Origin of the sequence: Shewanella litorisediminis, from assembly GCF_016834455.1 — a bacterium.
GTDB lineage: Bacteria > Pseudomonadota > Gammaproteobacteria > Enterobacterales > Shewanellaceae > Shewanella > Shewanella litorisediminis.
Window position 1 is genome coordinate 3,857,848 of sequence record NZ_CP069213.1, and the last position, 23,327, is coordinate 3,881,174.

At 55.8% G+C, this 23,327-nt stretch carries 23 protein-coding genes; 9 read left to right on the forward strand and 14 right to left on the reverse strand.

What is annotated here, in order from left to right:
• Window positions 1–1,575 precede the first annotated feature (1,575 nt).
• Window positions 1,576–3,015 carry a DUF3300 domain-containing protein gene (locus tag JQC75_RS17015; protein WP_203325201.1) on the forward strand — a complete coding sequence of 480 codons (1,440 nt, stop codon included), beginning with the start codon at window positions 1,576–1,578 and terminating at the stop codon, window positions 3,013–3,015.
• Window positions 3,016–3,409: 394 nt separating this feature from the next.
• Here the strand turns inward: JQC75_RS17015 and JQC75_RS17020 are convergent, their stop codons facing one another.
• The 3 genes from JQC75_RS17020 to JQC75_RS17030 all read right to left on the reverse strand — a co-directional run bounded on the left by JQC75_RS17020 (window position 3,410) and on the right by JQC75_RS17030 (window position 7,293).
• A complete protein-coding gene (locus JQC75_RS17020; RefSeq protein ID WP_203325202.1) occupies window positions 3,410–4,954 on the reverse strand; it encodes a S8 family serine peptidase in 1,545 nt (514 codons plus the stop codon).
• A 182-nt stretch (window positions 4,955–5,136) separates the two neighbouring features.
• Window positions 5,137–6,495, reverse strand: a complete 1,359-nt coding sequence (locus tag JQC75_RS17025; protein WP_203325203.1) for a lipase family protein — start codon at window positions 6,493–6,495, stop codon at window positions 5,137–5,139.
• A gap of 72 nt (window positions 6,496–6,567) precedes the next feature.
• A complete protein-coding gene (locus JQC75_RS17030) occupies window positions 6,568–7,293 on the reverse strand; it encodes a DUF1223 domain-containing protein (RefSeq protein WP_203325204.1) in 726 nt (241 codons plus the stop codon).
• Between the two features lie 132 nt (window positions 7,294–7,425).
• Here JQC75_RS17030 and JQC75_RS17035 point away from each other — a divergent pair, with 132 nt between their 5' ends.
• A complete protein-coding gene (locus JQC75_RS17035) occupies window positions 7,426–7,686 on the forward strand; it encodes a Rho-binding antiterminator (protein ID WP_203325205.1) in 261 nt (86 codons plus the stop codon).
• 2 nt (window positions 7,687–7,688) lie between these two features.
• Here the strand turns inward: JQC75_RS17035 and JQC75_RS17040 are convergent, their stop codons facing one another.
• Both JQC75_RS17040 and JQC75_RS17045 read right to left on the reverse strand, forming a co-directional pair.
• Window positions 7,689–8,042, reverse strand: coding sequence for a RidA family protein (locus JQC75_RS17040; protein WP_203325206.1), 354 nt, complete (start codon window positions 8,040–8,042; stop codon window positions 7,689–7,691).
• Between the two features lie 51 nt (window positions 8,043–8,093).
• Entirely contained in the window at window positions 8,094–9,629 is a 1,536-nt protein-coding gene (locus JQC75_RS17045) for a Na+/H+ antiporter NhaC family protein (protein ID WP_239002036.1), read from the reverse strand.
• Between the two features lie 191 nt (window positions 9,630–9,820).
• Here JQC75_RS17045 and JQC75_RS17050 point away from each other — a divergent pair, with 191 nt between their 5' ends.
• Window positions 9,821–10,024: a cell division protein ZapB gene (locus tag JQC75_RS17050; RefSeq protein WP_203325208.1), complete on the forward strand. Its 204-nt coding sequence runs from the start codon at window positions 9,821–9,823 to the stop codon at window positions 10,022–10,024.
• Between the two features lie 4 nt (window positions 10,025–10,028).
• Here the strand turns inward: JQC75_RS17050 and JQC75_RS17055 are convergent, their stop codons facing one another.
• The 6 genes from JQC75_RS17055 to JQC75_RS17080 form a co-directional block, all read right to left on the reverse strand.
• Window positions 10,029–10,241, reverse strand: coding sequence for a DUF1107 domain-containing protein (locus tag JQC75_RS17055; protein ID WP_041409936.1), 213 nt, complete (start codon window positions 10,239–10,241; stop codon window positions 10,029–10,031).
• Window positions 10,242–10,627: 386 nt separating this feature from the next.
• On the reverse strand, window positions 10,628–11,242 hold the full coding sequence (locus tag JQC75_RS17060) for a thiol:disulfide interchange protein DsbA/DsbL (RefSeq protein ID WP_203325209.1): 615 nt from the start codon (window positions 11,240–11,242) through the stop codon (window positions 10,628–10,630).
• A gap of 116 nt (window positions 11,243–11,358) precedes the next feature.
• Window positions 11,359–12,336 carry a serine/threonine protein kinase gene (locus tag JQC75_RS17065; RefSeq protein ID WP_203325210.1) on the reverse strand — a complete coding sequence of 326 codons (978 nt, stop codon included), beginning with the start codon at window positions 12,334–12,336 and terminating at the stop codon, window positions 11,359–11,361.
• On the reverse strand, window positions 12,333–12,641 hold the full coding sequence (locus JQC75_RS17070; RefSeq protein WP_203325211.1) for a DUF3630 family protein: 309 nt from the start codon (window positions 12,639–12,641) through the stop codon (window positions 12,333–12,335). The genes JQC75_RS17065 and JQC75_RS17070 overlap by 4 nt, the downstream gene beginning before the upstream one ends.
• Complete coding sequence (locus JQC75_RS17075) at window positions 12,638–12,937, reverse strand: hypothetical protein (protein WP_203325212.1); 300 nt, start codon at window positions 12,935–12,937, stop codon at window positions 12,638–12,640. The genes JQC75_RS17070 and JQC75_RS17075 overlap by 4 nt, the downstream gene beginning before the upstream one ends.
• A 72-nt stretch (window positions 12,938–13,009) precedes the next feature.
• On the reverse strand, window positions 13,010–13,690 hold the full coding sequence (locus JQC75_RS17080) for a hypothetical protein (RefSeq protein ID WP_203325213.1): 681 nt from the start codon (window positions 13,688–13,690) through the stop codon (window positions 13,010–13,012).
• Window positions 13,691–13,955: 265 nt separating this feature from the next.
• Between JQC75_RS17080 and JQC75_RS17085 the strand changes: the two genes are divergently transcribed.
• From JQC75_RS17085 to JQC75_RS17100, 4 genes are all read left to right on the forward strand, one after another.
• Window positions 13,956–14,345 (forward strand): nitrous oxide-stimulated promoter family protein, encoded by a 390-nt coding sequence (locus JQC75_RS17085; protein ID WP_203325214.1) that lies wholly within the window; start codon window positions 13,956–13,958, stop codon window positions 14,343–14,345.
• 80 nt (window positions 14,346–14,425) lie between these two features.
• Window positions 14,426–15,277 carry a hypothetical protein gene (locus JQC75_RS17090; protein WP_203325215.1) on the forward strand — a complete coding sequence of 284 codons (852 nt, stop codon included), beginning with the start codon at window positions 14,426–14,428 and terminating at the stop codon, window positions 15,275–15,277.
• Window positions 15,278–15,345: 68 nt separating this feature from the next.
• Entirely contained in the window at window positions 15,346–17,388 is a 2,043-nt protein-coding gene (locus tag JQC75_RS17095; RefSeq protein WP_203325216.1) for an alpha/beta hydrolase family protein, read from the forward strand.
• A 166-nt stretch (window positions 17,389–17,554) separates the two neighbouring features.
• Complete coding sequence (locus tag JQC75_RS17100; RefSeq protein ID WP_203325217.1) at window positions 17,555–18,130, forward strand: YSC84-related protein; 576 nt, start codon at window positions 17,555–17,557, stop codon at window positions 18,128–18,130.
• Window positions 18,131–18,204: 74 nt separating this feature from the next.
• On the opposite strand, the gene JQC75_RS17105 is transcribed toward JQC75_RS17100, so the two are convergent.
• The 3 genes from JQC75_RS17105 to JQC75_RS17115 all read right to left on the reverse strand — a co-directional run bounded on the left by JQC75_RS17105 (window position 18,205) and on the right by JQC75_RS17115 (window position 20,419).
• Window positions 18,205–18,780, reverse strand: a complete 576-nt coding sequence (locus JQC75_RS17105; protein ID WP_203325218.1) for a hypothetical protein — start codon at window positions 18,778–18,780, stop codon at window positions 18,205–18,207.
• Between the two features lie 60 nt (window positions 18,781–18,840).
• Window positions 18,841–19,890 carry an acyltransferase family protein gene (locus tag JQC75_RS17110; protein WP_203325219.1) on the reverse strand — a complete coding sequence of 350 codons (1,050 nt, stop codon included), beginning with the start codon at window positions 19,888–19,890 and terminating at the stop codon, window positions 18,841–18,843.
• A 184-nt stretch (window positions 19,891–20,074) separates the two neighbouring features.
• Complete coding sequence (locus tag JQC75_RS17115) at window positions 20,075–20,419, reverse strand: YkvA family protein (RefSeq protein ID WP_203325220.1); 345 nt, start codon at window positions 20,417–20,419, stop codon at window positions 20,075–20,077.
• A gap of 418 nt (window positions 20,420–20,837) precedes the next feature.
• Here JQC75_RS17115 and JQC75_RS19065 point away from each other — a divergent pair, with 418 nt between their 5' ends.
• Together JQC75_RS19065 and speF are read left to right on the forward strand one after the other, a co-directional pair.
• Window positions 20,838–20,891, forward strand: a complete 54-nt coding sequence (locus JQC75_RS19065; protein WP_420832834.1) for a hypothetical protein — start codon at window positions 20,838–20,840, stop codon at window positions 20,889–20,891.
• A 224-nt stretch (window positions 20,892–21,115) separates the two neighbouring features.
• The gene (speF, locus tag JQC75_RS17125; RefSeq protein WP_203325222.1) at window positions 21,116–23,278 is read left to right on the forward strand and encodes an ornithine decarboxylase SpeF; all 2,163 of its coding nucleotides are present in this window, start codon (window positions 21,116–21,118) and stop codon (window positions 23,276–23,278) included.
• The last annotated feature ends 49 nt before the right edge of the window (window positions 23,279–23,327 follow it).

Genomic DNA, 23,327 nt, shown 5'->3' on the forward strand with positions numbered 1-23,327 from the left:
TCTGCTGCATAGGCTAATTGATCGTTGATTTGTACACAACTCATTGAAAGAAAATCAATGAGCAGTCAGGCCCCCCAGATTTCATGCTACGCTTTCATGCTACGCACTTATGTGATAAAGGGGTCGGAGTTAATTAAACCCAATCATCGGCGACCTGACAGACTAAGCAATACAAGGTCACCCACAATTTTTCCCAAAAGACGTCGAAAAGTGCAGACACCCACAACTCCCTCCCCCCAACACTGCAACTAAAGGTTTCACCCATCCCGCTTGAAGCGGCCGCGGGGTATTGGTGTCTGTTGCGTGGCCGAGGTATGGATACCGAGGCAGCGTCAGTCGAATCAGGGATGAGCGTCTGACGCGATAGCTATAGGACACCAAATACCCAAGGAGTCGTCCGCTTCGTGGCGGGTCGCTGGGGGATTGGATAAGGGGGCCTGTCGAAACGGTCCCCTTTCCCCGGGTGTGGGTCGGCGACCCACGATTTTCGCCAAACGAAGTTTGGCAAAACCACCAAACCACCCGCAGCTTGGCTTACCTGCCAATTCATCCCGGCAAAGCGCAGCGCCCGAATTTCGTGTTGGCTACCGCACCGGCGCTTGCAGCCTTAGAGCGTACCTGACCTGCTGGCTTGGGTTAAAAGCCGTTTGAAAAAAATCCAACTAAAACAACAGCAAGTTAGCAGCTTGGGCGGTGACAAACCCAGGGTTAGGTCAAGTTTTGTGCAGTGCCTTCTGTTTAATACTGCTTAATGCTACTTAATGATCTGCGGGTGCCACTTGGCCTTGTGAGATGAGGGGAGAAGCTGAAGGGTGAGCGGAGCTTTTAGCTTAAAGGCGCTTGGCTGGCGCTGTCCCTGCGTTGCTGGCCGTACCTGTGAAGGCGTGGCTTAGCGGTTCTTCCCTGATCCACATTGTTGTACTGCTTACCGTTTACCGTTTACCGTTTACCGTTTACCGTTTACCGTTTACCGTTTACCGTTTACCGTTTACATCGTGCTTAATTAACACCTGCAATTCATCATCTTAGGGTTAACAAAGCCTTGTCAGTAACAAGTTTAACGAGCGTACCGTAAACAAATCTCTTGGGCAATAAGCACATATCTGAATACGGGCAGCAAGAGGCATTGCACCCAAGTTGAAGATGGCGCTGAAAGCATTCCCCATCAGTGCCGCTGAGGGTATTGCGATTGGGCGCGTAGCCGAGACAGGGACGTCGAGGCTGGTTCGGTCAAGCAAGGATGCGAGTCCGAATCAGTAGCAAGACCAATCACATAAACCCGAAGGGCTTTCGGCACCGTCTGGGGTCGCAGGGGGATTGGACAAGGGGGCCAGTCGAAACGGCCCCCTTTCCCCGGGTGTGGGTAGGAGACCCACGACCTTCGGCTGCGGCACGCAGCCAATCCCGCCAGGGATATAAGGCTTCCGTCGCTTGCAACGCGACAAAACCCGCAGGGTTTTAAAAAAAAAGTACATTCTGCGCCCAGAATACACTCTTCAGCCTTCGTTCATCTTCGGCCCTGTAGCCTGTAATCAAACTGGCATCATGCCCGTGTGAAACAATCAAGGAGGCCCTATGAACAGGTCTATCAGAATACAACTTGTGTCGGCCCTGATGTGTTTGCCCCTGTTTTCCGGCTGCACCTCGGTGGCCCAGGCCGAGCCGAGTGAATACAGCAGCAGTATCCGCGCCGAGCGCTTCAGCGAAGCTGAGCTGGCACGGCTGCTGGCACCCATTGCCCTGTACCCCGATACCCTGCTGACCCATATCCTGATTGCCTCCAGCTATCCGCTGGAAGTGGTGGAAGCAAGCCGCTGGCGCGAGAAAAATCGCAAGCTCAGCGACAAAAAGCTCATGGATAAGGCCGAGAAGCAGGGCTGGGACCCCAGCGTGACCGCGCTGATTGCCTTCCCCAATGTGCTGGAGCGCATGAGCGATGACCTGAACTGGACACGGGATCTGGGGGATGCCTTCCTTGCCGATGAAGAAGCGGTGCTGGACAGCATACAGATGCTGCGCCGCCAGGCAGACCGCGCCGGTAATCTGGATGGCGGCGAGAATCTGGTGGTGAAACGCCAGCCCACGCAAATCATTATCGAGTCGCCCAGCCCCGAAATCATCTATGTGCCCTACTACGACCCACGGGTGGTGTATGGTCACTGGCGCTGGAACCGCTACCCACCCGTGTACTGGGCGCCCTTCCCCGGCTACGTACACTACCATCGTCACTTTGGCTGGCATTCGGGCATCAGCATCTCCTTTAACTTTTACTTCTCGAATTTCCACTGGTACGACAGGCACGTGATAGTGCATCACCATCATCACTATCGCCGCCCACCGGAACCAAGGTACGCCATCAGCCAGGGTGCCAAGCGCTGGCGCCATGACCCGGGTCATCGCCACGGTGTGGCCTACCGCAGCGCCGATGTCCGCCAGCGCTTTAATGTGAGCACCCCCAGCCGGATTGAGCGCGACCACAGACGCCATGACGAGTACAGCCGTGTTGTGTCGCAGCAGCACAATCCCCAGGTAAGGCAACGGGAGCTCAGCCACAGCCGCGAGCAGGACTTCAAGGCCCGCATGAACAGCAGCGAGCGCCGCTTTGAAAACGCTGGCCATAGCGCCCGCGAGCGGGACGTGGGCCATAACGCCCGCGACCGGGAAATGGGACATCAATCCCGTGAGCGTGAGTTACGCCAGCAGCTGAACAGCCGTGAGCGTGCAGACAGCCGTGAGCGAAATGACAACCGTGAGCGCAGCCAGCCGCAGCAGCGCGGATTCGAGCAGCGTGAACAGCAGCGCGAGCGCCAGCAGTTCCAGGAGCGTCAGCGCGAGGTGCAGCCACAGCCTGCCCAGCCAAGGGAGCAACAGGTGCAGCGTGAACGCCAGCGCGAGGCACAGCAGGAAGCCCGCCAGCAGCGCCAGCAGCCCCGTGAGCATCAGCAGCCCCAGCGGGAACGCCCTCAGCCACAGCGTGAGCGCCACAATGACCATCCCCGCGAGCGCAACCTGTAACCGCGTTTAAGGGCTGTGCTGACATTGCCCACTGGCATCCATTGCCCACAGGCAGCGATTGCCAGAGCGCTGAAAATATGCCAAAAACAAAGACCGGCCCTGCCGGTCTTTTTTATTGCCTGGGTTTTACTGAGACCCGCTTTAATTGGACTCGCTCTGGGTAGACTCGCATTAATGAGACCCGCACTCATTGAACCCGCACTCATTAAACCCGCATTGGGCACCACCTTTTTCCCGCCCACAGGAATGGGCATAGCCAAGTCAGGGAGCCCATTTTCATGTCCGCCCAAATCAGTGCAGCCGAAGCCGCGCAAACCGAGCACTTTCTAATCGCGATTAAAGGCGAATAAAAAAGCCGGTCAGTGACCGGCTTTTTCATATCCAAGGCTAAGGCTTACTTACAGTTACGGCCCTTACAGGTGTTTCCACCACCGCCGTTGCCGCCACCATTGCCATCACAGCCATAGGTGGTCAGGTAATCCACGGCGTCTTTGGCTTTCACCAGACCATAACCGTAGGCATCATCACGACCGGCTACACCCAGGTCTTCTGCAGTGGCGCGCAGCGCCGCACGGATTTGGGTGTTGGTACAGTTGGGGAAGTGGCTCCACACCAGCGCAGCCACACCGGCTACGTGTGGGGTGGCCATGGAGGTACCGTCGAAGTAGGCATAGTTACCGGCGCCGATGCTGACGTTGGCGTTGCTGCCAACCTGGGCCAGCATGGCCGCACCGTCTACATCGCTCACGCCCACAGATGGGATAGAGGTGACCACGCCGCCCATGGTGCCGTTCAAAGGACCGGCCACGTTGTTGTAGATGATGGCCGCGACACCGCCGCCATTTTCACAAGCCTGCACCTTCTCGGCGAAGGAGATCACGCCGCGCTGGATAAGACACACCTGACCATTGGCGTTACAGGCAGACTCACCTGTGCCACAGTCGGCCAGCATGCCAGAGGCATTGCCGGTGGGTGAACCTTCCATGCCGATGGCCTCATAACCGGTACCTGCCACAGTGGTGCTGGCCACCAGTGCCGTGCCGGTTGGCACAGACGAGAGTACGCCTACGCCGGGACCAGAGAGTTCAACCTGGCTGGTCTTTTGGGAGAAGTCGGCAACCACCTTGTTGCTGTCGATGGCAGCAACAGATACCACAGAGTTGTATGAGGCTGGGTAAGAGTGACGGGTGTTGCCATCGTTACCGGCGGCGGCGATGGACAGCACGCCACGGCTTTCAGCGGCGGCAAAGGCCGAGTCTTCGGTGCGGCTTGAGCGGCTGCCACCCAGGCTCATGTTGATTACCTTGGCACCGGCCTGTTCACACTTGTTCAGCGCCGAAACCAGAGAAGACGAGTAGCCCCAGCCATCGGCATTGAATACCTTGATGATGTGCAGGTTCAGGTTGCCATTGGGGTTAACACCCACCACGCCAGTGTTGTTGTTCAGGGCGGCAATGGTGCCGGCCACGTGGGTACCGTGGCTGTTTTCGTCGGTGTACCAGTTGCCGGTACCGGCATCGTTGGTGCCTGTTACCTGGTTACCGGCCAGATCTTCGTGGGCCAGTTCATAACCAGAGTCGATGATACATACAGTCGTGTTGGAGGTGGCGGCGTCGCTCAGCAGATCGGCCTGCACCATGGGGATGCCGTAAGGTACAACCTGACCCAGAGGATAGCGCTTGGCATCCACTTCAACGTATTCCACGTTGGGGTTGTTTTCGAGCCCTTTCAGCGCCTTGGCTGGCAGGGTAAAGGCGGCGGCATTGTGGCTGCTCAGATCCAGTGCCATCTTGCCACCCTGAGACTTCAGCTGAGCCATCACGCTTGGGCCCTTGCCTTCTTTGAACTTAACGATATAGCGTTCCTGATCGGCAGCATAAGCGCCAGAACAGAGCGCCAGAGTGACAGCCGCGGCCAGTGGTTTGTAAATGGATTGCATTGCTTACTCCTGTGCATATTCAAAGCGGTCATCTGATGGAACAGTCGAACGCCATACAGACCTTGTTATTATTTTTGATTACATTTGTAACACTTTTGTATCACAAATGCCTGTTATACGCACAATCCATGGCAAACACAAGCCGTTGCCGACAAAGATATCGTTAAAGCGCTTACATCAGGTTAAACCTCTGCCAGCTGCCTGAAGTCCCCCTGGGAGGCGGCATCGGTCAGGCTGAATACATGGGGATGAATATGCCGTGTCAGGTGCACATCCAGCATCAGGGTTTGGTCGGCCCTGAGGTAATCGGCAAGCCTGCCGGCACAGCGAAACTCCACCGGACGGTAGTGGGCCAAACCGCTGCCAGGCCGGGGGAGAATGCGAAATCCCCAGCAGCCTTCGGCGGTTTTGAGCATGCGGTCGTGGTTAAGGTACAGAGTCAGGGCGTTGCCGATACGCTGATTCTTTTGCCGGTCCTGAAAAAAGCCCTTTGGCAGCTTGCCCGGATCGTAGTCAGGCCCCGCCAGCAACAAAAAGTCGAAGTCCCGTATGGGTTCACCCTCTTTGTCCCACACTCGCACCACCAGCTGGGTAAAGCGCGGGCCAGACTTGTGGCTGCTGTCAGCCATTTCCTGACAGAGGGCGGCAAAGCCTTCGGCAGAGCTGACCTGTAAACACTGCAGGATGCGGCTGACCACCGGCCTGGGCTTGGCCGCGCGGGCACTGACCGAGGTCATGATCCCCAGCTTGCTGCCGCTGTGGCTGGCCCTAGGCAGCACCTCAAAACCACAAACCGGCGCTTTTTTGTCTGCCGTTGGCAGCAGCTCTGCCCTGCCGTTATCGTCCAGGGTTTGGGTTTCAGTGAGTTCGAGCCAGCGATAATTGAGATTGGCCCCGGCGAGGCGCACTACGCCATCGCTGCCGGGCTCGGCGGTGTAGCTGTTGAGGAAGTCATAGAGATTGCTGTCTATGGTCTCGCCACTGATAACAAAGGGATACAGGCCATCGGCCGCCGGTTTTTGCGAGAGCCAGTAGTGGCTCAGCTGATGTTGCCCCAGACTGCCAAGCTCCAGCCAGTCGAGGATTTGTTGCCCCGGCTCTACGCCATCAAACCAGGATTTAAGCCGCCCCAGGCGGGATTTGCCCAGCTGCGCCAGCGCCGAGCCGTGATTGGCGGGGGCAAGCATAATCAGATGGGTGAGCGGGCATTGCTTCAGTCCCTTTGGCCCCTGCGCACCCTGCGAGCCCTGAGCCCCCTCAGAATAGTAGCGGGCGAGCCAGGTTCTGATAACCGGCGCCCCGGTGGAATGGGTCACTACGGCAAACTGGCTGTCTTGCAGCCGCTCCTGCCGCGCTCGCTCGAAGGCGTCGGCCACATCCGCAAGGCGTACCTCGTCATTGAAGCTGATATAACGGCCCAGAAAGATGTGCTCAATATCCAGCGCCAGCGACTCGGGGGCAAAGCGGGCCAGTGCCCCGGGCAAGCCGCCATACACCCGGGTGTCAGTGACGCTCCAGCCATGTACCATCACCAGTTTCACTCCGGCATCCTCCCTGAAAAAGCCCATCAATTGAATGCCATACAAGAGCACAAACCGCAGAAGCTGACAAGATCAGGGCAGCATCCAATCCCCAACGGCCTGCAGCGGCAGCGACTTGTATTCCACCCAGGCAACCAGTGCAAGGCGGCTCGCCTGCTGCCACTCAGGCCGGGATGTCAGCTCAAACTCCTCCGCGAAATGGACGCCTGTGTCAGTGGCGCTCCCCTTGAATTGCCAATGTTGCAGCACCACAAAGTCCTGTGTGAGCCGTTTGCCACGGTTCTCACCCCGGCCAATGGCACTGACCAGCCCCATACCGACCACCGCCAGATGCAGGCTGTCGGCCTGGCCTTCAAAGCGCGCCTGCAGGCTTTGCCCTTCCAGCTTTAACCAGAGCTGCCCCGCCTGGGCTTTTGGCACCTCATCGCCGCGCCATTCCCGCCCTCCGATAAAGATTTGCGGTGTGTACACCCCTTTACTGTGTTTGCGATTCCAGTGGGCATATTGGCGCTTGCCGTGGGCGGGGTCAGCGAAGGGGTCTTTCCAGCCGAGGTAATCCCAGTAACTGACATGAAAGGCCAGGGGAAATAGACTGCGCCAAAGCCCGGTCTCATTGGCGAAGCCAGATATCCAGGCCTCGGCCGGTGGGCAGCTGCTGCAGCCCTGTGAGGTATAGAGTTCAATAATTTGGGGCTGTGCGCTGTGGCTTTTCGCTTCAAATTCAAAGGCCGCTATGGGCACAGCAATGGGCAAGACGAGCAGCAGGCCAAACAGGAACATCGCTTTCAAGGTGAACACTCCACCGCCGGCAGGTATGGAGTAAGACCTTACCGCCGCGCAGTGGATTTCAGTGGCCAACTTGAAAATTGCGTTTAACTCACTAAGGTTAAATCGACACCGCCTGTCACCAGATGCTACTCATGGAGCTTTATGCAAGATTATCAACGCATTGCCTGCGACCGCTATGATGTGCTGGAGTTGGCCTGCATTCGCAGGTACCCGCTGCTGCTGGAACTTAAAGATGAGGGGCGCATTCACGGGCGGGCGGTGACCACAGAGACCCGCGCCGACAAGAGCGAGTGGCTGCTGATAGAAACCGCCACGTCGCAAAGGGCCATCAGACTCGACCGCATCATCGCCATCACCCCGGATATCGAGGGTGCCGGGTTCGGCCGGGTGCTGATAGGTTAGATTCAGGCCCTGAGGGCCGCCACCACGGAAATTTCCACCAGATATTCGGGCTCGGCAATGGCCGCTTCCACACAGGCCCGCGCCGGGGCGTGCCCTTTGGGGACCCAGGCATCCCACACTTCATTCATGGCGTCGTAGTCGGCCATGTTTTTCAGATAAATGGTGCAGCTCAGCAGGTGCTCACGGCTGCTGCCCGCCTGACTCAGCAGGGTGTCCACTTCTTCCAGCATGGTTTGGGTCTGGGTGCGGATGTCGGTCAGCTTGTCTTTGGCCACCTGACCGCACAGGTACACAGTGCCCTGATGTATCACTATGCTGCTCATGCGGGCGCCGGTATCCATTCGAATGATGCTCATGGGGTTCTCCATCGTAAAAGGCAGGATTGTAGCCGGACAGGCCAAAACAGGCTAAGCCTGTCCATCCTGCTTGAGTAAATTTCCACTGGCGCACTTACTTTGCCACAGCCACAACAGCCCAATTCCCGTCAGCAGGGTCAAGGTCCAGGCTACGGGCGAAGACGCCCCCAGATTCAGCAGCTGAAAACCGCACAGGGCAGCGATGGCCGCAATCAGGGCAAAGGGCAGCTGGGTGGTGACGTGCTCATGTACAGACGCGCCGCTGGCGGTGGCACTGAGGATACTGGTGTCGGAAATCGGCGAGCAGTGGTCGCCAAATACTGAGCCTGCCATCACGGCAGCCAGCGCCGGCAACAGAAGCTCAGGGGCCAGACCCTGTGCCACCTGAGCACAGAGGGGGATCATGATGGCAAAGGTACCCCAACTGGTGCCGGTGGCAAAGGCCATGATGGCACAGAGCGCGAAAATACCGGCAAGCAGCAGGCTGGGGGACAGGAGGTCATTGGCAAGCGCCGAAATACGTGCGCCGCTGCCCAAATCCTTGATAAGCGCCCCTATCATCCAGGTGAGCAACAAGATGCCCACCGCGAGCGACATGGATCTCAGCCCCACCAGCATATCTATTATCAGGGGATGCATTCCGCGCCCACGCCCCTGCCCGCGCCCCCTATCAGACCAAAGCGCCATCAAGGCCGCCAGTACGACGGCGGTCAAACTGGCATTGCGCATGGCCGCGCCCACGTCCGCGGCGGCAAGCCAGGCAGCCATGCCCGGCTCTTTGGCCAGTGAGGCGCCTGATGCAAGGGTGAACAACAAGGCGCCCACCAGCAGCCCCAACAAGGGCAACAACAGCGGCCAGGGCGAGGCGGTTTTCAGCGAAGGGGTTTGCTGATACCCACTGTCAATAGGGGAAGCCTCGAGATTGGACGCATCATCGACCTTGGCAGACCACCCCCAGTTAAAGAGGCTGCCCACCCCCACCAGTACCAGGGCCGACACCGCATAGAAATTAACCGAGGCGATGGTGATAAAGGCATCCAGCGCCGAGACAGGCAGAAAACTGATCCCCGCCAACAGAGCCATCACATAGGGCCCCCAGCTGGCAACGGGCACCAGTGAGCATAGGGGAGACGCAGTGGTGTCGACCATATAAGAGAGCTGCGCCGGCGAGATACCATATTGGCGCGCTATGGGGCGCCCGACACTCCCCACCGCCAAACAACTGAAGATACCGTCGATAAACACCAGAAAGCCCAGGCCTATGATGCCCATTCTGGCCTGACGGCGGCTTTGTACCCGCGCCGAGAGCCAGTGGCCAAACTCATCCACAGCGCCGCTTCGACCGAGTAAACTGGTCATCACCCCAAGCAGCAACATGGCAAAGAGCACGTTGAGATGCCACCACCGCCATTGGTTCTGCTGATAAAACAGCTCTGTCAGGGTATCAAACAGGTAATTGAGGCTGGTTAATGGTGAAAAATCATTCAAAATCAACGCACCCAGCACAACGCCTGCGCCAAGTGCAATGAGGGTGCGCCTTAGCAGCAAAGCCAGTGCCAGCGTCAATAACAGGGGAATAAGTTCCATCAAGTCAGCCACATCCATTCGAAGAGTCTGTCGGATACTGCCAGCATAACTGCCACGGGGAATATGGCAAAGAGGGGAACTGGCTGAAAATGGGTAGCAGAAAGCGTGAAAAAGCGCATTAGCGCTAGGTCCGGCGCCATGAGCCTGCTAGAATCTGGGCTCCATCCAGAACCTTTTACAGGACCTTTCCCATGAGCCTCGAATTATTGTCCCAACTGGAAACCAAAATCCAGACCGCCCTGGAAACCATTGAGCTTTTGAAACTTGAACTCGACGATGAGAGAGAGAAAGCGGCCAACCTGGCGGAGCAAAACCATCAGCTTAAACAGGAGCTGAGCTCCTGGAATGACAAGATCACTGGTCTTGTTGGTTTGCTGAGCAACCAGGTTGACTGATCTATCAGGCCGTTTTGACCTCTTGATTTTGAGCCTCTATTAGCTCATTCAATTCCAGAATCGCCTGCTTAACCTGAGGCAGGCTCTTTCTGGGCAGTAAAAATCTTCCCTTTTCAAACTCCAGCCTTCCCAGGTCCTTAACCCAGATTGCCCCCGTCAAAAAAATCCGTACATGTTTGACGATGAGCTTGGGAGCATACACAGGAAAAACCCTCACGAGACCCTCCTTTTGTTGTTCTATTTTTGGTGAACCCATCAAATGGACATCAGTTTTAGCAGTCGAGTTTCATCCGGTACAGCAGAAATTTCCAAATTCTCCGTTCACTTTACGTAAGCTGCTGATTTACCTCTTGGCCGAACACACATTTTTTGTCACGTCAATTCTCTGGCGCTTGCCAAGCTTCTGACTTATTGCTACATTTGACGCGTTACTCAGGGTAAAACTGAGCCAAATGGCTCTATGCCGTGCTTCTTGCGACCAGGGAGTACGGTTTTTTTTTGCCCCTGGATTTTCATCGGCTTACAGTCTGTGAAAACCCACTCAGCCCCTTTGGGGGATAAAAAAAGCGCCTCTGGGGCGCTTTTTTCGTTGAGTGTTGACACTCAGTCTTTCTTGGTCGCCAGGTAGAAGGCGATATCCAGCATTTCTTCGTAGCTCTTGATGGAGTCGGTCAGTACCTTGTACTTACCGTTTACCACCAGAGAAGGCACACCGGACAGCTTGGCGTTTTCGGTATCGCGCTTCATCTTGGACATTTGCGCGTTCACCATAAAGGAGTTGGCAGCAGAGTCGAAATCTTTGCCATCCACACCGTTGGCCACAAACAGGGCACGCACGTCGTCACGATTGGTGAAGTGCTGCTTCTTGTCGTGGATAGCGGCGAACAGGGCCTTTTCCATTTTTTTCTCAACTTTCAGCTGATGGGCCACGGCAAAAGCACGGGACATTTCAGGGCCCATTTCGCGGCCGATAAAGTCAACGTGGGCCTGATTAAAAGCAACACCTTCCGGCTTTTTGGCTTCGATCATGGGCACGACAGTTTTGGAGAAGCTGTAGCAGTGTGGGCAGTAGAAAGAGAAAAACTCGGTGATTTCGGGCTTGGCACTGCCAGGGCCTTCGTTAATCACTTCGTAATGCACACCTTCTTTGAAATCGGCGGCCATGGACATCAGGGGAGCAACCAGCAGCGCGGCTGCCATTAAGAGTGCTTTTTTCATTTTTATTTCCTTGCTTAGCGGGTCCGGTGGACCAAATCTCATTGGGCGATGCCTAAACTAATACGCTTTTTGATGCCATCTCAAGCCCCTAGTTCAACTTTGTGTTACAAAACACGTCAAAAAGGCTGCAAACTCAGAGGTGGCTCGGCAATTTGCGCCACCTGCGCCTGCATATCGCGAATTTGCCGCTGCCAATAGGCATCCTCGGCAAACCACGGAAAGTACATGGGAAAGGCCGGGTCGTCCCAACGGCGACTGATCCAGGCCATGTGGCTGAGCATACGCAATCCCCGCAGGGGTTCTATCAGCGCCAGCTCTCTGGTGTCGAAATCGCAAAATTCCTCATAGGCACCCAGCAGGGTATCGAGCTGCAGGCGACGCTCATTGTCGTCCCCCGCGAGCATCATCCACAGGTCCTGAACCGCCGGGCCGCTGCGGGCATCATCCAGGTCAACAAACCCCGGACCATCTGGGGTCCAGAGAATATTGCCCGGGTGCAGATCGCCATGGAGGCGCAGGGTGTCTGTCTTTACCCAGACCGATTCGATGGCGCTCACCAGCGCCTGTCCCGCGGCGGCGAAGTCGACCATCAGGGATTGTGGCACATGGGGAGAGGCAAGGAGTACCTGCAAGGCTTCATTGGCCATGGCCGAAGACAGGGTTTCGCGCTCACTGAAGCGCCCGGCTTTCCCCACCTGATGCAGGCGGCCTATGAAGTGGCCAACGGCCTCCAATTGGTCGAGATTATCCATCTCGAACTGGCGCCCGCCGATGGACGGGAAGAGCGCAAATCGAAAGCCCTCAAACTGAAACAGGCTCTGGCCTTCAATCACCACAGGCGCCGCCAGGGGCACCTCGGCATCACCCAGTTCAAAGGCGAAGGCATGTTCTTCCAGTATTTGCTCATCTGTCCAGCGCTCGGGCCGGTAAAACTTGGCCACATAGCGATTGGCACGATCGCAGCGGAACTGATAGACACGGTTCTCGAAACTGTTCAGCGGCGTCAGGCCGGTTTCCGGGTAGATGCCCACCGACTCGATGGCATCGAGTATGGTATCCGGCGTCAGGGTCTGAAAATGAAAGGCGGGGCTCAAGACTGCTCCTCCCGAATGAATGGCTTAAGCAGGCTGGCGAGAAACGTGAGCACCTCGAGATCCTCTTCGCGATCGCTGGCAAGCCAGGCCACGTCGCCGTAGAACTCAAAGTTCAGCCACAGGCGGCAGCCTTCGAAGTCGAGCAGCCACTGATGGCGGTCGGCGCCCCACTGGCGCTCAAGCACCCGGCAATCCATCGCCGCGGCCAGGGGTTCGGCGAAATCATCAAAGCGGTCAAAATCGATATCACCGCGAATGGCCAAACTCACTGCCTCTTTGTCGAGGCGGATGTCATAGATGTTCATTGGCTCTCTTGGGCAATGGGGGAAGACGTTGACGGGGCAAGAAGCGCGCAGCTGAGCTCGCCTTGCTGTGCCTCACATTGCTGAGCGCACAGGTATTGGCCTTTGTCACCACCAAGACGCACCAGTCCATCGCCCTTGGCCTGACACTGTTCGAGGCTGTGGTAGTGGCCGGCCACTTCACTGAATTGCCAGGGGGCATCCGAAGGCGCAGCCCTGAAGGCCAGCGTCCACTGGTCTGCCTGAGTACAGGCACCAACCAAGAGGACAGTGATGAGCACAAGTGCGGCGCGTATCAAGGGCATCTCCCAATAAAAAAGGCGGTGCCAGATGCACCGCCCGCTATTTTATCCTGCTCAGAGGCGCACTTACTAGCCTGCGGCCTTGTCGCGCGTCTTCTCGATGCGGCTGATGCGGCCTTCAAAGCCGGTCACAGTGCCATCGGACAGACCATGATCCACTGCCTGACGACAGAGTTCGATGGCACCGTTAAAGTCGCCTTTATCATTGAGCAGGGTCGAGAGCTGCATAAAGCCCACGCCTTTTAACGGCTTGCCCATGCCCAATACCTTGATGGCCAGTTTGGCATACTCATCGGCAAGGCCGGCGCCAAATCCGAGATGGGCAGCATCTTTACGCTGTTTATAGCATTCATTGATGACCGCCAGCAGGCTTTGATGTTTGAGCTCTTCGCTGCCCGCGCCATTGTACTCGCCAATGGCACGCGCCATCGCTTCGTTGGCAAAGCCAGGTACGGCCAGGCCCTTGGCAGCGGGTGCCGGCGTTTCAATAACGGGCTCTGGCTCTGGCTCTGGCTCTGGCTCTGGCTCTGGCTCTGGCAGTGTGTTTTTCACGGGCGCTGCTGCAATCACAGGCGCGTCGGGCGTTTCTTCTGCAGGCTTGGCCGCTTCAACCTCTGCTGTTGATGTCTCGCTTTGGCCGGCAAGGGTACGTGTTTTGTGTACCTGATGCTCTTCGTTGGCCAGACGCTTGGCGCGTTTGTAGAGGAAGACCCCAGCCAGCACCAGCAGGAAGAGTACGACGTATTTCATGGTGTGTGTCCTGTTTCTCTTGGCAGCCAAGCCGCCATTCCCCAATGTCCGGCCCGCTTCAGGCGCCGGGAACAGTGGTTATTATTAGAGCATTTCACCTGTTCAAATCAAGTATTTATGCACCTTTCATGGCATCGGGCATCAAAATTGCCACCGACTTCAAAAGACTCTTTTTGTGCGCATCTTCATGCTTTGGCGATCCACTTTTGAGTTGGCCGGGCGCGGGGACTAAGATAAAACCAAGTAAATTGCTTGGGTATTTATCATGTCAGAGTCCTTCAGCTTGAGCGGTAATCTGGGACGGGAATTTGCCACCATTTGCGCCATGGTCGCCATCTACTGCCGGGACCATCATGGCGGCAAAACGCCCTGCGGCGAATGTCAGGCCTTTATGGAATACGCCAAGACCCGCCTGGACCGCTGCCCCTACGGCCAGGAAAAACCCACCTGCAATAAATGCCCGGTGCATTGCTACAAGCCCGAACCCCGGGAGCAGGCGCGCCAAATCATGCGTTATGCGGGCCCCAGGATGCTGCTGCCCCACCCCATCATGGCGATACGACATCTGTTGCTGGAGCGTAAACCCGCCCCCGATAAACCGCCCAAAAACCTTTCAAATCGACATCTGCGGTTACAAAAAGCCGCATCAGAATAAGGCAGGATTGCCACCACTGGGCACATGGGCTAAAAAAGGACTTTCAGCAGTCGATTTTTCAATCACATGAGTGCGTGCCCATGATGGAGTTTCTGGAGCAAACCTTTAAGTGGCTTTCGCTGCTTGGCGCACTCCACTGCCTGGGTCTGGGACTCTATCTGCGCTATCTCTATCGCTCAAACAGCGGTCATCACAGGCTGCTCGCCGGGATCTTCTCGCTGCTGTCCCTGACCTTCTTCAGTGGCCTGCTGACCCGCGAGACTGTGTCGCTGCCCATGCCACTCATTTATAGCCTGTTTATTCCGGGCTATTTTTTGTTGATGCCGCTCCTGTATCAGTACTGCCTTCAGGCACTCGGCAAACGCAGCGGCCGATTCTGGTATCACTATTTGCCCGCGCCACTGATTGCCATTGGCGTAGCGATAGACCAGCTGCTGCGCCCCGGACTGATGATCTCAAGTGGCGCAGACAAGCTCTCCCTCGCCGACTACAGTCCGCTGGCCGCCCTGTTAACCGTGCTGCTGTTTATCCAAACCTGCTGCTACTTTGTGCTGATTTTCAGGTTATTGCTCTCTCACTCCAGCCGCGGTGCCCGCGCCCACGAGCAAAGCCTGCTGGATATCCGCTTTCGCTGGCTGATGACCCTGTGCCTGGCGCTGATGTTCAACTGGCTACTCAGGGTGGTGCTGACTCTGATCCCCATTTATTTCGGCGATGGTGTCACCGCCCTGATGCTGATGTTGCCGCGGATGATTTTACTGTTGAGCCTCTACCTGCTGGCATTTTACGGCCTGCATCAAATTACCCGTGCAGCCTACCTTCGCGGCCAACTCACTCTCCCGCCCAAAGTCAGCCAAAAATCCAGCAGCCAACTGCTCAGTGCCGACGAGCTCAACTACCTGCAAGCCTTGCTTCGTGAGGAAAAAAAGTAAGTTTTTCATGGTGATTTTGTATTCAACCCGATAAGGTAAAAGCACGTTCAGCAATCGGGGGAAACCAGATGTCACCGCTTTACCCACGCCTCTTTTTAGCCGGTTTGTTGGCTGCACCAGCCACCATGGCCGCACCAAGCCACCAGATCACCCTGGATGATTTTTTCGATATCGCCAACATGGGCACGGTTAAGCTAAGCCCCAATGGCAACCATGCGCTGTGGCTCGAAGGCCGTTGGAACAAAGACCTGGATAAGAGCCAGAATGACCTCTGGCAAATCGATATCAAGAGTCGTCAGCCAACGCGGCTCACCTTCACCGACGAGAGCGAGTCCAGCCCCGTGTGGAGCCCGGACGGCCAGTTCATCTACTTTATCGGCAAAGAAAAACGTGACGACGCCAAGGCGCCATACAATGGCAAGGCGCAGGTGTTCCGTATTCCCGTGACCGGCGGCGACGCCGTGCCCATGACCCGGGAAGCCGAAGGGGTCTCGGCCTTTGAGTTGGCCCCCAACGGCGCCAGCCTGTATTTTCTCGCCCACAAAGACACCAAAGACAAAGACCACTGGGCTGCCATGCGTTCCAGCCACAGTGCCCCCCAGTATGGTCACGGCAAGCGCGACACCAATCCGCTGTACAGGTTGGATCTGGTGAACTTCCGCCAGGAGCTCTTGCTGGACGATGACAAGGTGGTATGGGATTTCAGTGTCAGCCCCGATGGCAACCAAATCGCCCGCATCACCACCGAAGACAATGAACTCGTCTATCTCGAAGGCTGGTCGCAGGTGGAAGTGTTCGACACTGCCAATAAGCAAAACCGGGTGCTGGAAGACAAGGCCTGGCGCGAGCAGGCGGCTTCTCCCTATGGCTGGCTCGAAGGGCTGGCCTGGCACAGCGACAGCAAACGCCTGGCGTTTCGTATCGATTTTGATGGCCACCCCGGCCGCTTGTTTGTGGTCAACACCCTTGGCAAGGGCCAAATGGAGCTGAGTCGCCGCGGCAAAGCCACCCTCAACGGCGCCGATATCCAGTGGCGTCCCGGCAGCGATGAGATCTGTTACCGGGTGGCCGATGCTGCCAGAGTCAAATTGCAGTGCACCGAAATCGATGGACTGCAACAGGAAGATACCCGCACCCTGATTGAAGGGGATACTGTCATTGGCAGCTACAGCTTCAACAGCCGTGGCTCTCAGGTGGCATTCAGCCACAATGGTTTGGATCATTTCACCGATCTCTTCGTGGCCGACGCCAACAGCAAGCGGGCCTCGGCAAACCGTCTGACCGACATCAACCCACAGAGCGCCGACTGGCAACTGCCACAAATCAGCATCTACAAATGGCAGGCGCCGGACGGCACTGAGGTGGAAGGCATTCTGGAACTGCCCTTTGGCTGGGATAAATCCAAAGGCAAGCTGCCACTGGTGGTGCAAATCCACGGCGGCCCCACCGCCGCTACGCCTTACTCGCTGCAACACCGCAGCTACGGCCGCGCCAGCTTCCCGGCTCAGGGCTGGGCACTCTTGTCACCCAACTACCGTGGCTCCACCGGCTATGGCGATAAGTTCCTCACCGACCTGGTTGGCCGCGAACACGATATCGAAGTCAAAGACATACTCTCGGGCGTCGATAAGCTGATTGCCGACGGCATAGTGGACGGCGACAAGCTGGCGGTGATGGGCTGGTCCAACGGTGGCTACCTGACCAACGCCCTTATCAGCACCACCGACCGTTTCAAGGCCGCCAGCTCAGGTGCCGGGGTGTTCGACCAGCGTCTGCAGTGGATATTGGAAGACACACCAGGCCACGTGGTCAATTTTATGGAAGGCCTGCCCTGGGAAAAGCCCGATGCCTACAACCATGGCTCATCCCTGACCCACGCCGATAAAATCAAAACCCCAACATTAATCCACATCGGCGAGAAGGATGCGCGGGTACCCCTGGGCCATGCTCAGGGCCTGTACCGGGCACTGCATAACTATCTGGGCGTACCTGTGGAACTGGTGGTCTATCCCGGCGAGGGCCATGGCCTGTCCAAGTATCAGCACCGCAAAGCCAAGATGGAGTGGGATTTGAAGTGGTTTAACTATTACGTTTTGGGAATAGAGCCCTGAATCTGAGAAAGGCCTCGGTGGAATTCGCGGTGTATTTCTGAACCCCGGCTGACACCAAGGCAAAAAAAGCGCCTTCCGGGGCGCTTTTTTACTGAATGCTATTCACTTTTTCTGCTCCATGCCTATGCTGGTGTCAGTCACCCCCTCATCCGAAAAGGAGAGTACCATGAAATCATTCAAGCATTTGCTGCTTGCCACTCTGATGCTGCTGGGCATTGGACAAGCCTTCGCCGCAGAGGATGACGCCAAATATCAGGAGGCGCTGGCCACCTTTAAACAGGCCAGCGAAACCCACAGGTTTTTCGATAACGCCTATGGCTATGCCCTCTTCCCCACCATAGGCAAAGGCGGTATCGGTATAGGCGCAGCCTACGGCAAAGGCCGGGTTTATCGTCAGGGTGCCTATGTGGGCGACTCCAGCATGACCCAGGTGTCCATTGGCTTCCAACTGGGGGGCCAGGCCTACAGCGAAATCATTTTCTTTAAAGACGAGAAGGCTTTCAGCGACTTTACCAGCGGCAGCTTTGAGTTCAGTGGTCAGGCGTCCGCCGTGGCCATTAACGTGGGCGCCAATGCCCAGGCAGGCACCACGGGCAACTCGGCCGGAGCCGGTCAGGCCGGCGGCGCCCAGAATGCCACTGCTGCCTATATCAATGGCATGACTGTGTTTACGGCAGCCAAGGGCGGGCTGATGTTTGAGGCCGCACTGGCGGGTCAGTCATTCACCTTCGAAGGCAAGTAGCAGACTTAATGCCATCAGCAAAAAGGCGCCCCAAGGGTCGCCTTTTTCATTTGAACCGCGCGCTTTAGACGGGGTTATTTATGCCCCCAGGGCGCATTGGGCGTATCGACTGGCTGGGTTAAATCAAACTCCACCAGAAAGTCGCGGTTTTCCCGGGTGAGACGATAGCTGAAGACCTCCCCGGTCAACCCCAGATGCCAGACGTTGGTCACTGACTTGTCCAGCCCATTTTCTTTGAAGTTGGCAATGGAGTAGTCATCCACCGGAAAAGATTGCCACTCGCGGCTACCGGCATCCCGGGTATCGCCGCCGTATTGGGTGACCTTGTCTTCACTGCCATCCTGATGACGATGGTCGTGTTTGAGCCTGAGCCCTGAGTCAGTTTTGCTGATAACCCAGGTGCGGGAACTGTCGGCACCTACGTGGAAAGGCACCTTGATTTGATTCTCTGAGCACTCACGCACATGCATCACCAAACGCTGGTTGGCGAACGCGGAATCGGCCTCGTTTCCTTTAGTGACCTTGCCTTCGAATGCCTTGCCGCACAGGGCGCCGAGTCTGTCAAAAAAGTCCGCTGCAGCCGGTTTACCCCCAGCGACTGCGCTGGCGCTGACGGCCAGCGATGCCATCAAAATCAGTGTCTTGTTCATCTATTTCACCCCACCCAAAAGATGACAGCTTATCAATTCAGAGTGAATTGAGTCTGAAACTTACCAGCCGATGTAACTGCGGGAGCGATCGCCGAGTCTTGCCTTGATGGCATTGGCGGTGAGTACGCTACCTACCAGCAAAAATACAAAAATCCCTATCGACAATCCCAGACTGGCCCACATGTTGCCGGGAGCCAGCTTGAAACGCAGCAGCCCGGTAATGACACCGAACAGGATGGAAAACAGCGGATGAATAAAGAAGATGGCAAAACTCATCTCGGCCAGGGCGTTGAGACTCTTCTGGGTGCGCTCGGAGAGTGATTGCTGAGACAGCCACAGGCACAACCCAACAGCGAGGATCACCAAACTGAACTTCTGCACAAACTGCCAGTCTACCCCGCCCCAACTCAGGGCTTCTTTATGATAATTGCCCACATGGCCCTGCACATAGGTTTGCATATACAGGCTAATCAGGGTGCCCAGCAGCGCCAAACACAGCAGCGGCACGGCTCTTTCTTTGAGCCACTCTTCATGGGCCGAATACAAAATCCCCATCAGATAGAAGGGGGTGAAATACACCACGGAATGCAGCACATTGATGTTGCCGATGGGACGGTGGATAAGCAGGGCTATCACACAGCTCAGCACCAGCAGGGTCCAGCGCGCGGCATTGCTCATGCGGATATAGGCAGAAAACACCGGAGAGATGGCAAATACCGCCAGAATAAAGGGAATGTACCAATGGGGGTAAAGCACATACCCATTGCGCACCGTGTAATAGATGCCCTTGGCAACCTCAGACAGGGGCCTGTCGTACATCAGGCTCCACTGGGTCGCGAGCATGACAAGGCCCACCAGCGACACCCATAAAAATGGCAGCAGCACGTTGCGCACCTTGCTGACCATAAATTCTTTGTACACCATGCGCGGATGAAAAATCCGGTGATAAAAGTAGCCCGAGATAAACACAAACAAGGCGGTTCCGCCCCGAACCAGATTTTCCAGCGGCAATGGAAACCCGGCACCCGAGTTGTAAATGCTGTGTCCGGCCACTATCCACAAAATGGCGATGGCGCGCATGTAGGTAAATTCAAGTTGTTGTTTTCGCATGGAACACACCTAGGAATAGAAAGGTGCAGTGAACACGGAAGGAGCAAAAGCGTTCATTGATAATCTCGACAGGGCTACAGGGCGCAGCGTGGGCACAATATAGCCCCGGCTTCGAAAAACTGGAATAGGGTCAACAGAATATTTTTTGACCCGGGAGAAACATGTTTTACACCCTTTAAAATCATTAACTTGGACTATTATCTGTACCAAACCAAGCCTCCAGCTTTTCGGCCGCTCTGGTGCGGCTGCCCTCGTCAATATACATGGCCACCATGGTCAGTGCGGCGGCCAGGGCCCCCAGATCATCTGAAAACCCCATCAGAGGTGTTAAATCCGGAATGGCATCCACCGGGGTAATAAAATAGCCCAGGGCGCCATAGATGATGGTTTTGGCCCAGGTAGGTGTCTCGGGGCGCTGAGCGGCATAATACAGCCACAACGCCTTTTCTACTACCTCACGGCCCGCCTGCCTGGCAAAGTCCTTCACCTTTTTCCAAAAACCTGTGTCGCTGTACTGGGTGTCGTTCACGGCCAAGCCTCCCTTGCTGCACCTTCATCCATGTCACTGTACGCCAAAAGCGAACCTCTGTCAGCGTACCCAAGTCAGCGCACTGCGCGGTTATTCACTTTAGCCGGGTAAGCAGTCAGATTAATGCAAATAAATAAAATTTAAATTCATATGGCCGATTTATAAAATAATAAATGAGTACGAATTTAATTAAACATGCGTAAATTAATAAATAAAATTACACAGATTACATAGGGTTACATTTAGTAAAAGACTTTGCTTTTTATGATTCACTTCAAATTATCTTTCTTTCGACACGGATAAAATCACTTCGCCAAATGAGGCATTTTCTTTCAATGGTTTCTTGATATTCGTAATGGAGTTGTATATGAGAAAGAAATCAAAGATCATGGCGCATATTCGCCGAACGAGGCATATTATGATGCCTGAACAACGCGACTACTTCGACTATTCATTCTTCTTCCTGATTTAATCCTGCCTTCGCCGGACGCCTTGGGCTATCTGTCGCCCGAGAGTCTATCGCATACAAATACAATTTATCTGCCAGCCTTGGACTGACTCTGTCAGGGGAACACTGCGCCTTTTCATTAATTCGCAGCCCTTATTTGTCAGCACCTGTTCGGCTGCCCGGAATTTACCATGTCGATTTAAATATATTGACAGGGGTCCGGCTAACCAAAATTAATCAGGTTAATTATGAATTCGTTAAAAATTGCTGCCAGCTTATCTGTTCGTGCCTGTTTTGATACCAAACGGGAAGTCGTCAACGTATTAACCACTGACTTTTGTGATGTGGGCGCTGCCGTTGTTTCCGTCACCGACGTTAATAATGGCATTGTCGATAAAATTAAAAATACCGGTTTGAATTTACCGATATTTGTTTCTGTCTGCTGTGAAGAAGCCTTCCCCGATGATTTTTGCGAAGCCATCACAGGGGTATTTGAGCTGTGTAACGCCAAGACCGATTTTTACGGTAAGCAGGTGGAAACTGCGGTGCGCCGTTATCAGGAATCCCTGTTACCCCCCTTCTTTGGCACCCTGAAAAAGTACGTTGAAATGGGTAACTCCACCTTTGCCTGCCCGGGGCACCAGGGTGGTCAGTTCTTCCGTAAGCACCCCGTCGGTCGTCAGTTCTTCGACTTCTTTGGCGAAACCGTGTTCCGCTCGGACATGTGCAATGCCGACGTGAAGCTCGGGGACCTGCTTATTCACGAAGGCGCCCCCCATGACGCGCAGGCCTATGCCGCCAAGGTGTATAACGCCGACAAAACCTACTTTGTGCTCAACGGCACCTCAGCGTCCAACAAGGTAGTGTGTAACGCCCTGCTCGCCCCCGGCGATCTGGTGCTGTTTGACCGCAACAACCACAAATCCAACCACCACGGCGCCCTGATTCAGGCCGGTGCCACACCCGTGTATCTGGAAACGGCCCGCAACCCCTTCGGCTTTATCGGCGGTATCGACTCTCACTGCTTTGATGAAGCCTACCTGCGGGATGAAATCGGCAAAGTGGCAACCGAGCGGGTAAGGGAAGCACGCCCCTTCCGCCTTGCCATCATCCAGCTTGGCACCTATGACGGTACCATTTACAACGCCCGTCAGGTGGTGGACCGCATTGGCCACCTGTGTGACTACATCCTGTTTGACTCGGCCTGGGTGGGCTACGAGCAATTCATCCCCATGATGAAAGACTGCTCGCCGCTGCTGTTGGAACTCGGCCCCGACGATCCCGGCATTATTGTGACCCAGTCGGTACACAAACAGCAGGCCGGTTTTTCGCAGACCTCACAAATCCACAAAAAAGACAGCCATATCAAAGGGCAGGAGCGCTACTGCAACCATAAGCGCTTCAACAATGCCTTTATGATGCACGCCTCCACCAGCCCCTTCTATCCGCTGTTTGCGGCGCTGGATGTGAACGCCAAGATGCACGAAGGCGCCAGTGGCCGCTATCTGTGGCGTGAAGCGGTGAAGGCCGGTATCGAAGCCCGTAAGCTGCTGCTGAAAAAGTGCAAGTACATTCAGCCCTTTATCCCCACCACTGTGGAAGGTGAACCCTGGCAGACCTTTGATACCGAGAAGATGGCTGACGATCTGCGTTTCTTCGAGTTCGAGCCCGGCCTCAAGTGGCACGCGTTCGAAGGCTACGAGAAGGGCCAGTACTTTGTCGACCCCTGTAAGTTCCTGCTCACCACCCCCGGCATCAACGCCGAGACCGGCGAGTACGAGGACTTCGGTATTCCGGCCACCATCCTTGCCAACTTCCTTAGGGAAAACAACATCATTCCGGAGAAGTGTGACCTTAACTCCATCCTGTTCCTCATGACCCCCGCCGAGGACATGGCAAAGATGCAGCATCTGGTGACCCAGATTGCCCGCTTCGAGAAGCTGATTGACGAAGACGCGCCCTTAAGCGAAGTGCTGCCCAACGTCTATCGCGCCAACCGCGAGCGTTATGAAGGTTACAGCATCCGCCGCCTGTGCCAGGAAATGCACGACCTCTATGTCAGCCGCAACGTGAAGCAGCTGCAAAAAGAGATGTTCCGGGCGGCTCACTTCCCCAGGGCGGTGATGAATCCACAGGACGCCAATATCGCCTTTGTACGTGGTAAGGCCGAGCTGGTGCCACTCAGTGAAATCGAAGGCCAGATTGCGGCCGAGGGTGCCCTGCCTTATCCACCCGGCGTGCTCTGTATGGTGCCGGGGGAAGTCTGGGGCGGCGCGGTACAGCGCTACTTCCTGGCGCTGGAAGAAGGCATCAACCTGCTGCCGGGCTTCGCCCCCGAACTGCAGGGTGTGTATCTGGAACGCACCGATAACGGCCGGGTACAGGCCATGGGTTACGTACTTAAACGCTGATCAACGCGGGGCGGCCAAGGCGCGCTGCCCCTTAAAACCATCACGAATC

Bases quoted from the DNA above. Each gene is read 5' to 3' on its own strand.
- JQC75_RS17015 (WP_203325201.1), top strand. From the start codon at position 1,576: ATGAACAGGTCTATCAGAATACAACTTGTGTCGGCCCTGATGTGTTTG.
- JQC75_RS17020 (WP_203325202.1), bottom strand. From the start codon at position 4,954: ATGCAATCCATTTACAAACCACTGGCCGCGGCTGTCACTCTGGCGCTC.
- JQC75_RS17035 (WP_203325205.1), top strand. From the start codon at position 7,426: ATGCAAGATTATCAACGCATTGCCTGCGACCGCTATGATGTGCTGGAG.
- JQC75_RS17040 (WP_203325206.1), bottom strand. From the start codon at position 8,042: ATGAGCATCATTCGAATGGATACCGGCGCCCGCATGAGCAGCATAGTG.
- JQC75_RS17045 (WP_239002036.1), bottom strand. From the start codon at position 9,629: ATGGAACTTATTCCCCTGTTATTGACGCTGGCACTGGCTTTGCTGCTA.
- JQC75_RS17050 (WP_203325208.1), top strand. From the start codon at position 9,821: ATGAGCCTCGAATTATTGTCCCAACTGGAAACCAAAATCCAGACCGCC.
- JQC75_RS17060 (WP_203325209.1), bottom strand. From the start codon at position 11,242: ATGAAAAAAGCACTCTTAATGGCAGCCGCGCTGCTGGTTGCTCCCCTG.
- JQC75_RS17070 (WP_203325211.1), bottom strand. From the start codon at position 12,641: ATGAACATCTATGACATCCGCCTCGACAAAGAGGCAGTGAGTTTGGCC.
- JQC75_RS17080 (WP_203325213.1), bottom strand. From the start codon at position 13,690: ATGAAATACGTCGTACTCTTCCTGCTGGTGCTGGCTGGGGTCTTCCTC.
- JQC75_RS17085 (WP_203325214.1), top strand. From the start codon at position 13,956: ATGTCAGAGTCCTTCAGCTTGAGCGGTAATCTGGGACGGGAATTTGCC.
- JQC75_RS17090 (WP_203325215.1), top strand. From the start codon at position 14,426: ATGATGGAGTTTCTGGAGCAAACCTTTAAGTGGCTTTCGCTGCTTGGC.
- JQC75_RS17095 (WP_203325216.1), top strand. From the start codon at position 15,346: ATGTCACCGCTTTACCCACGCCTCTTTTTAGCCGGTTTGTTGGCTGCA.
- JQC75_RS17100 (WP_203325217.1), top strand. From the start codon at position 17,555: ATGAAATCATTCAAGCATTTGCTGCTTGCCACTCTGATGCTGCTGGGC.
- JQC75_RS17105 (WP_203325218.1), bottom strand. From the start codon at position 18,780: ATGAACAAGACACTGATTTTGATGGCATCGCTGGCCGTCAGCGCCAGC.
- JQC75_RS17110 (WP_203325219.1), bottom strand. From the start codon at position 19,890: ATGCGAAAACAACAACTTGAATTTACCTACATGCGCGCCATCGCCATT.
- speF (WP_203325222.1), top strand. From the start codon at position 21,116: ATGAATTCGTTAAAAATTGCTGCCAGCTTATCTGTTCGTGCCTGTTTT.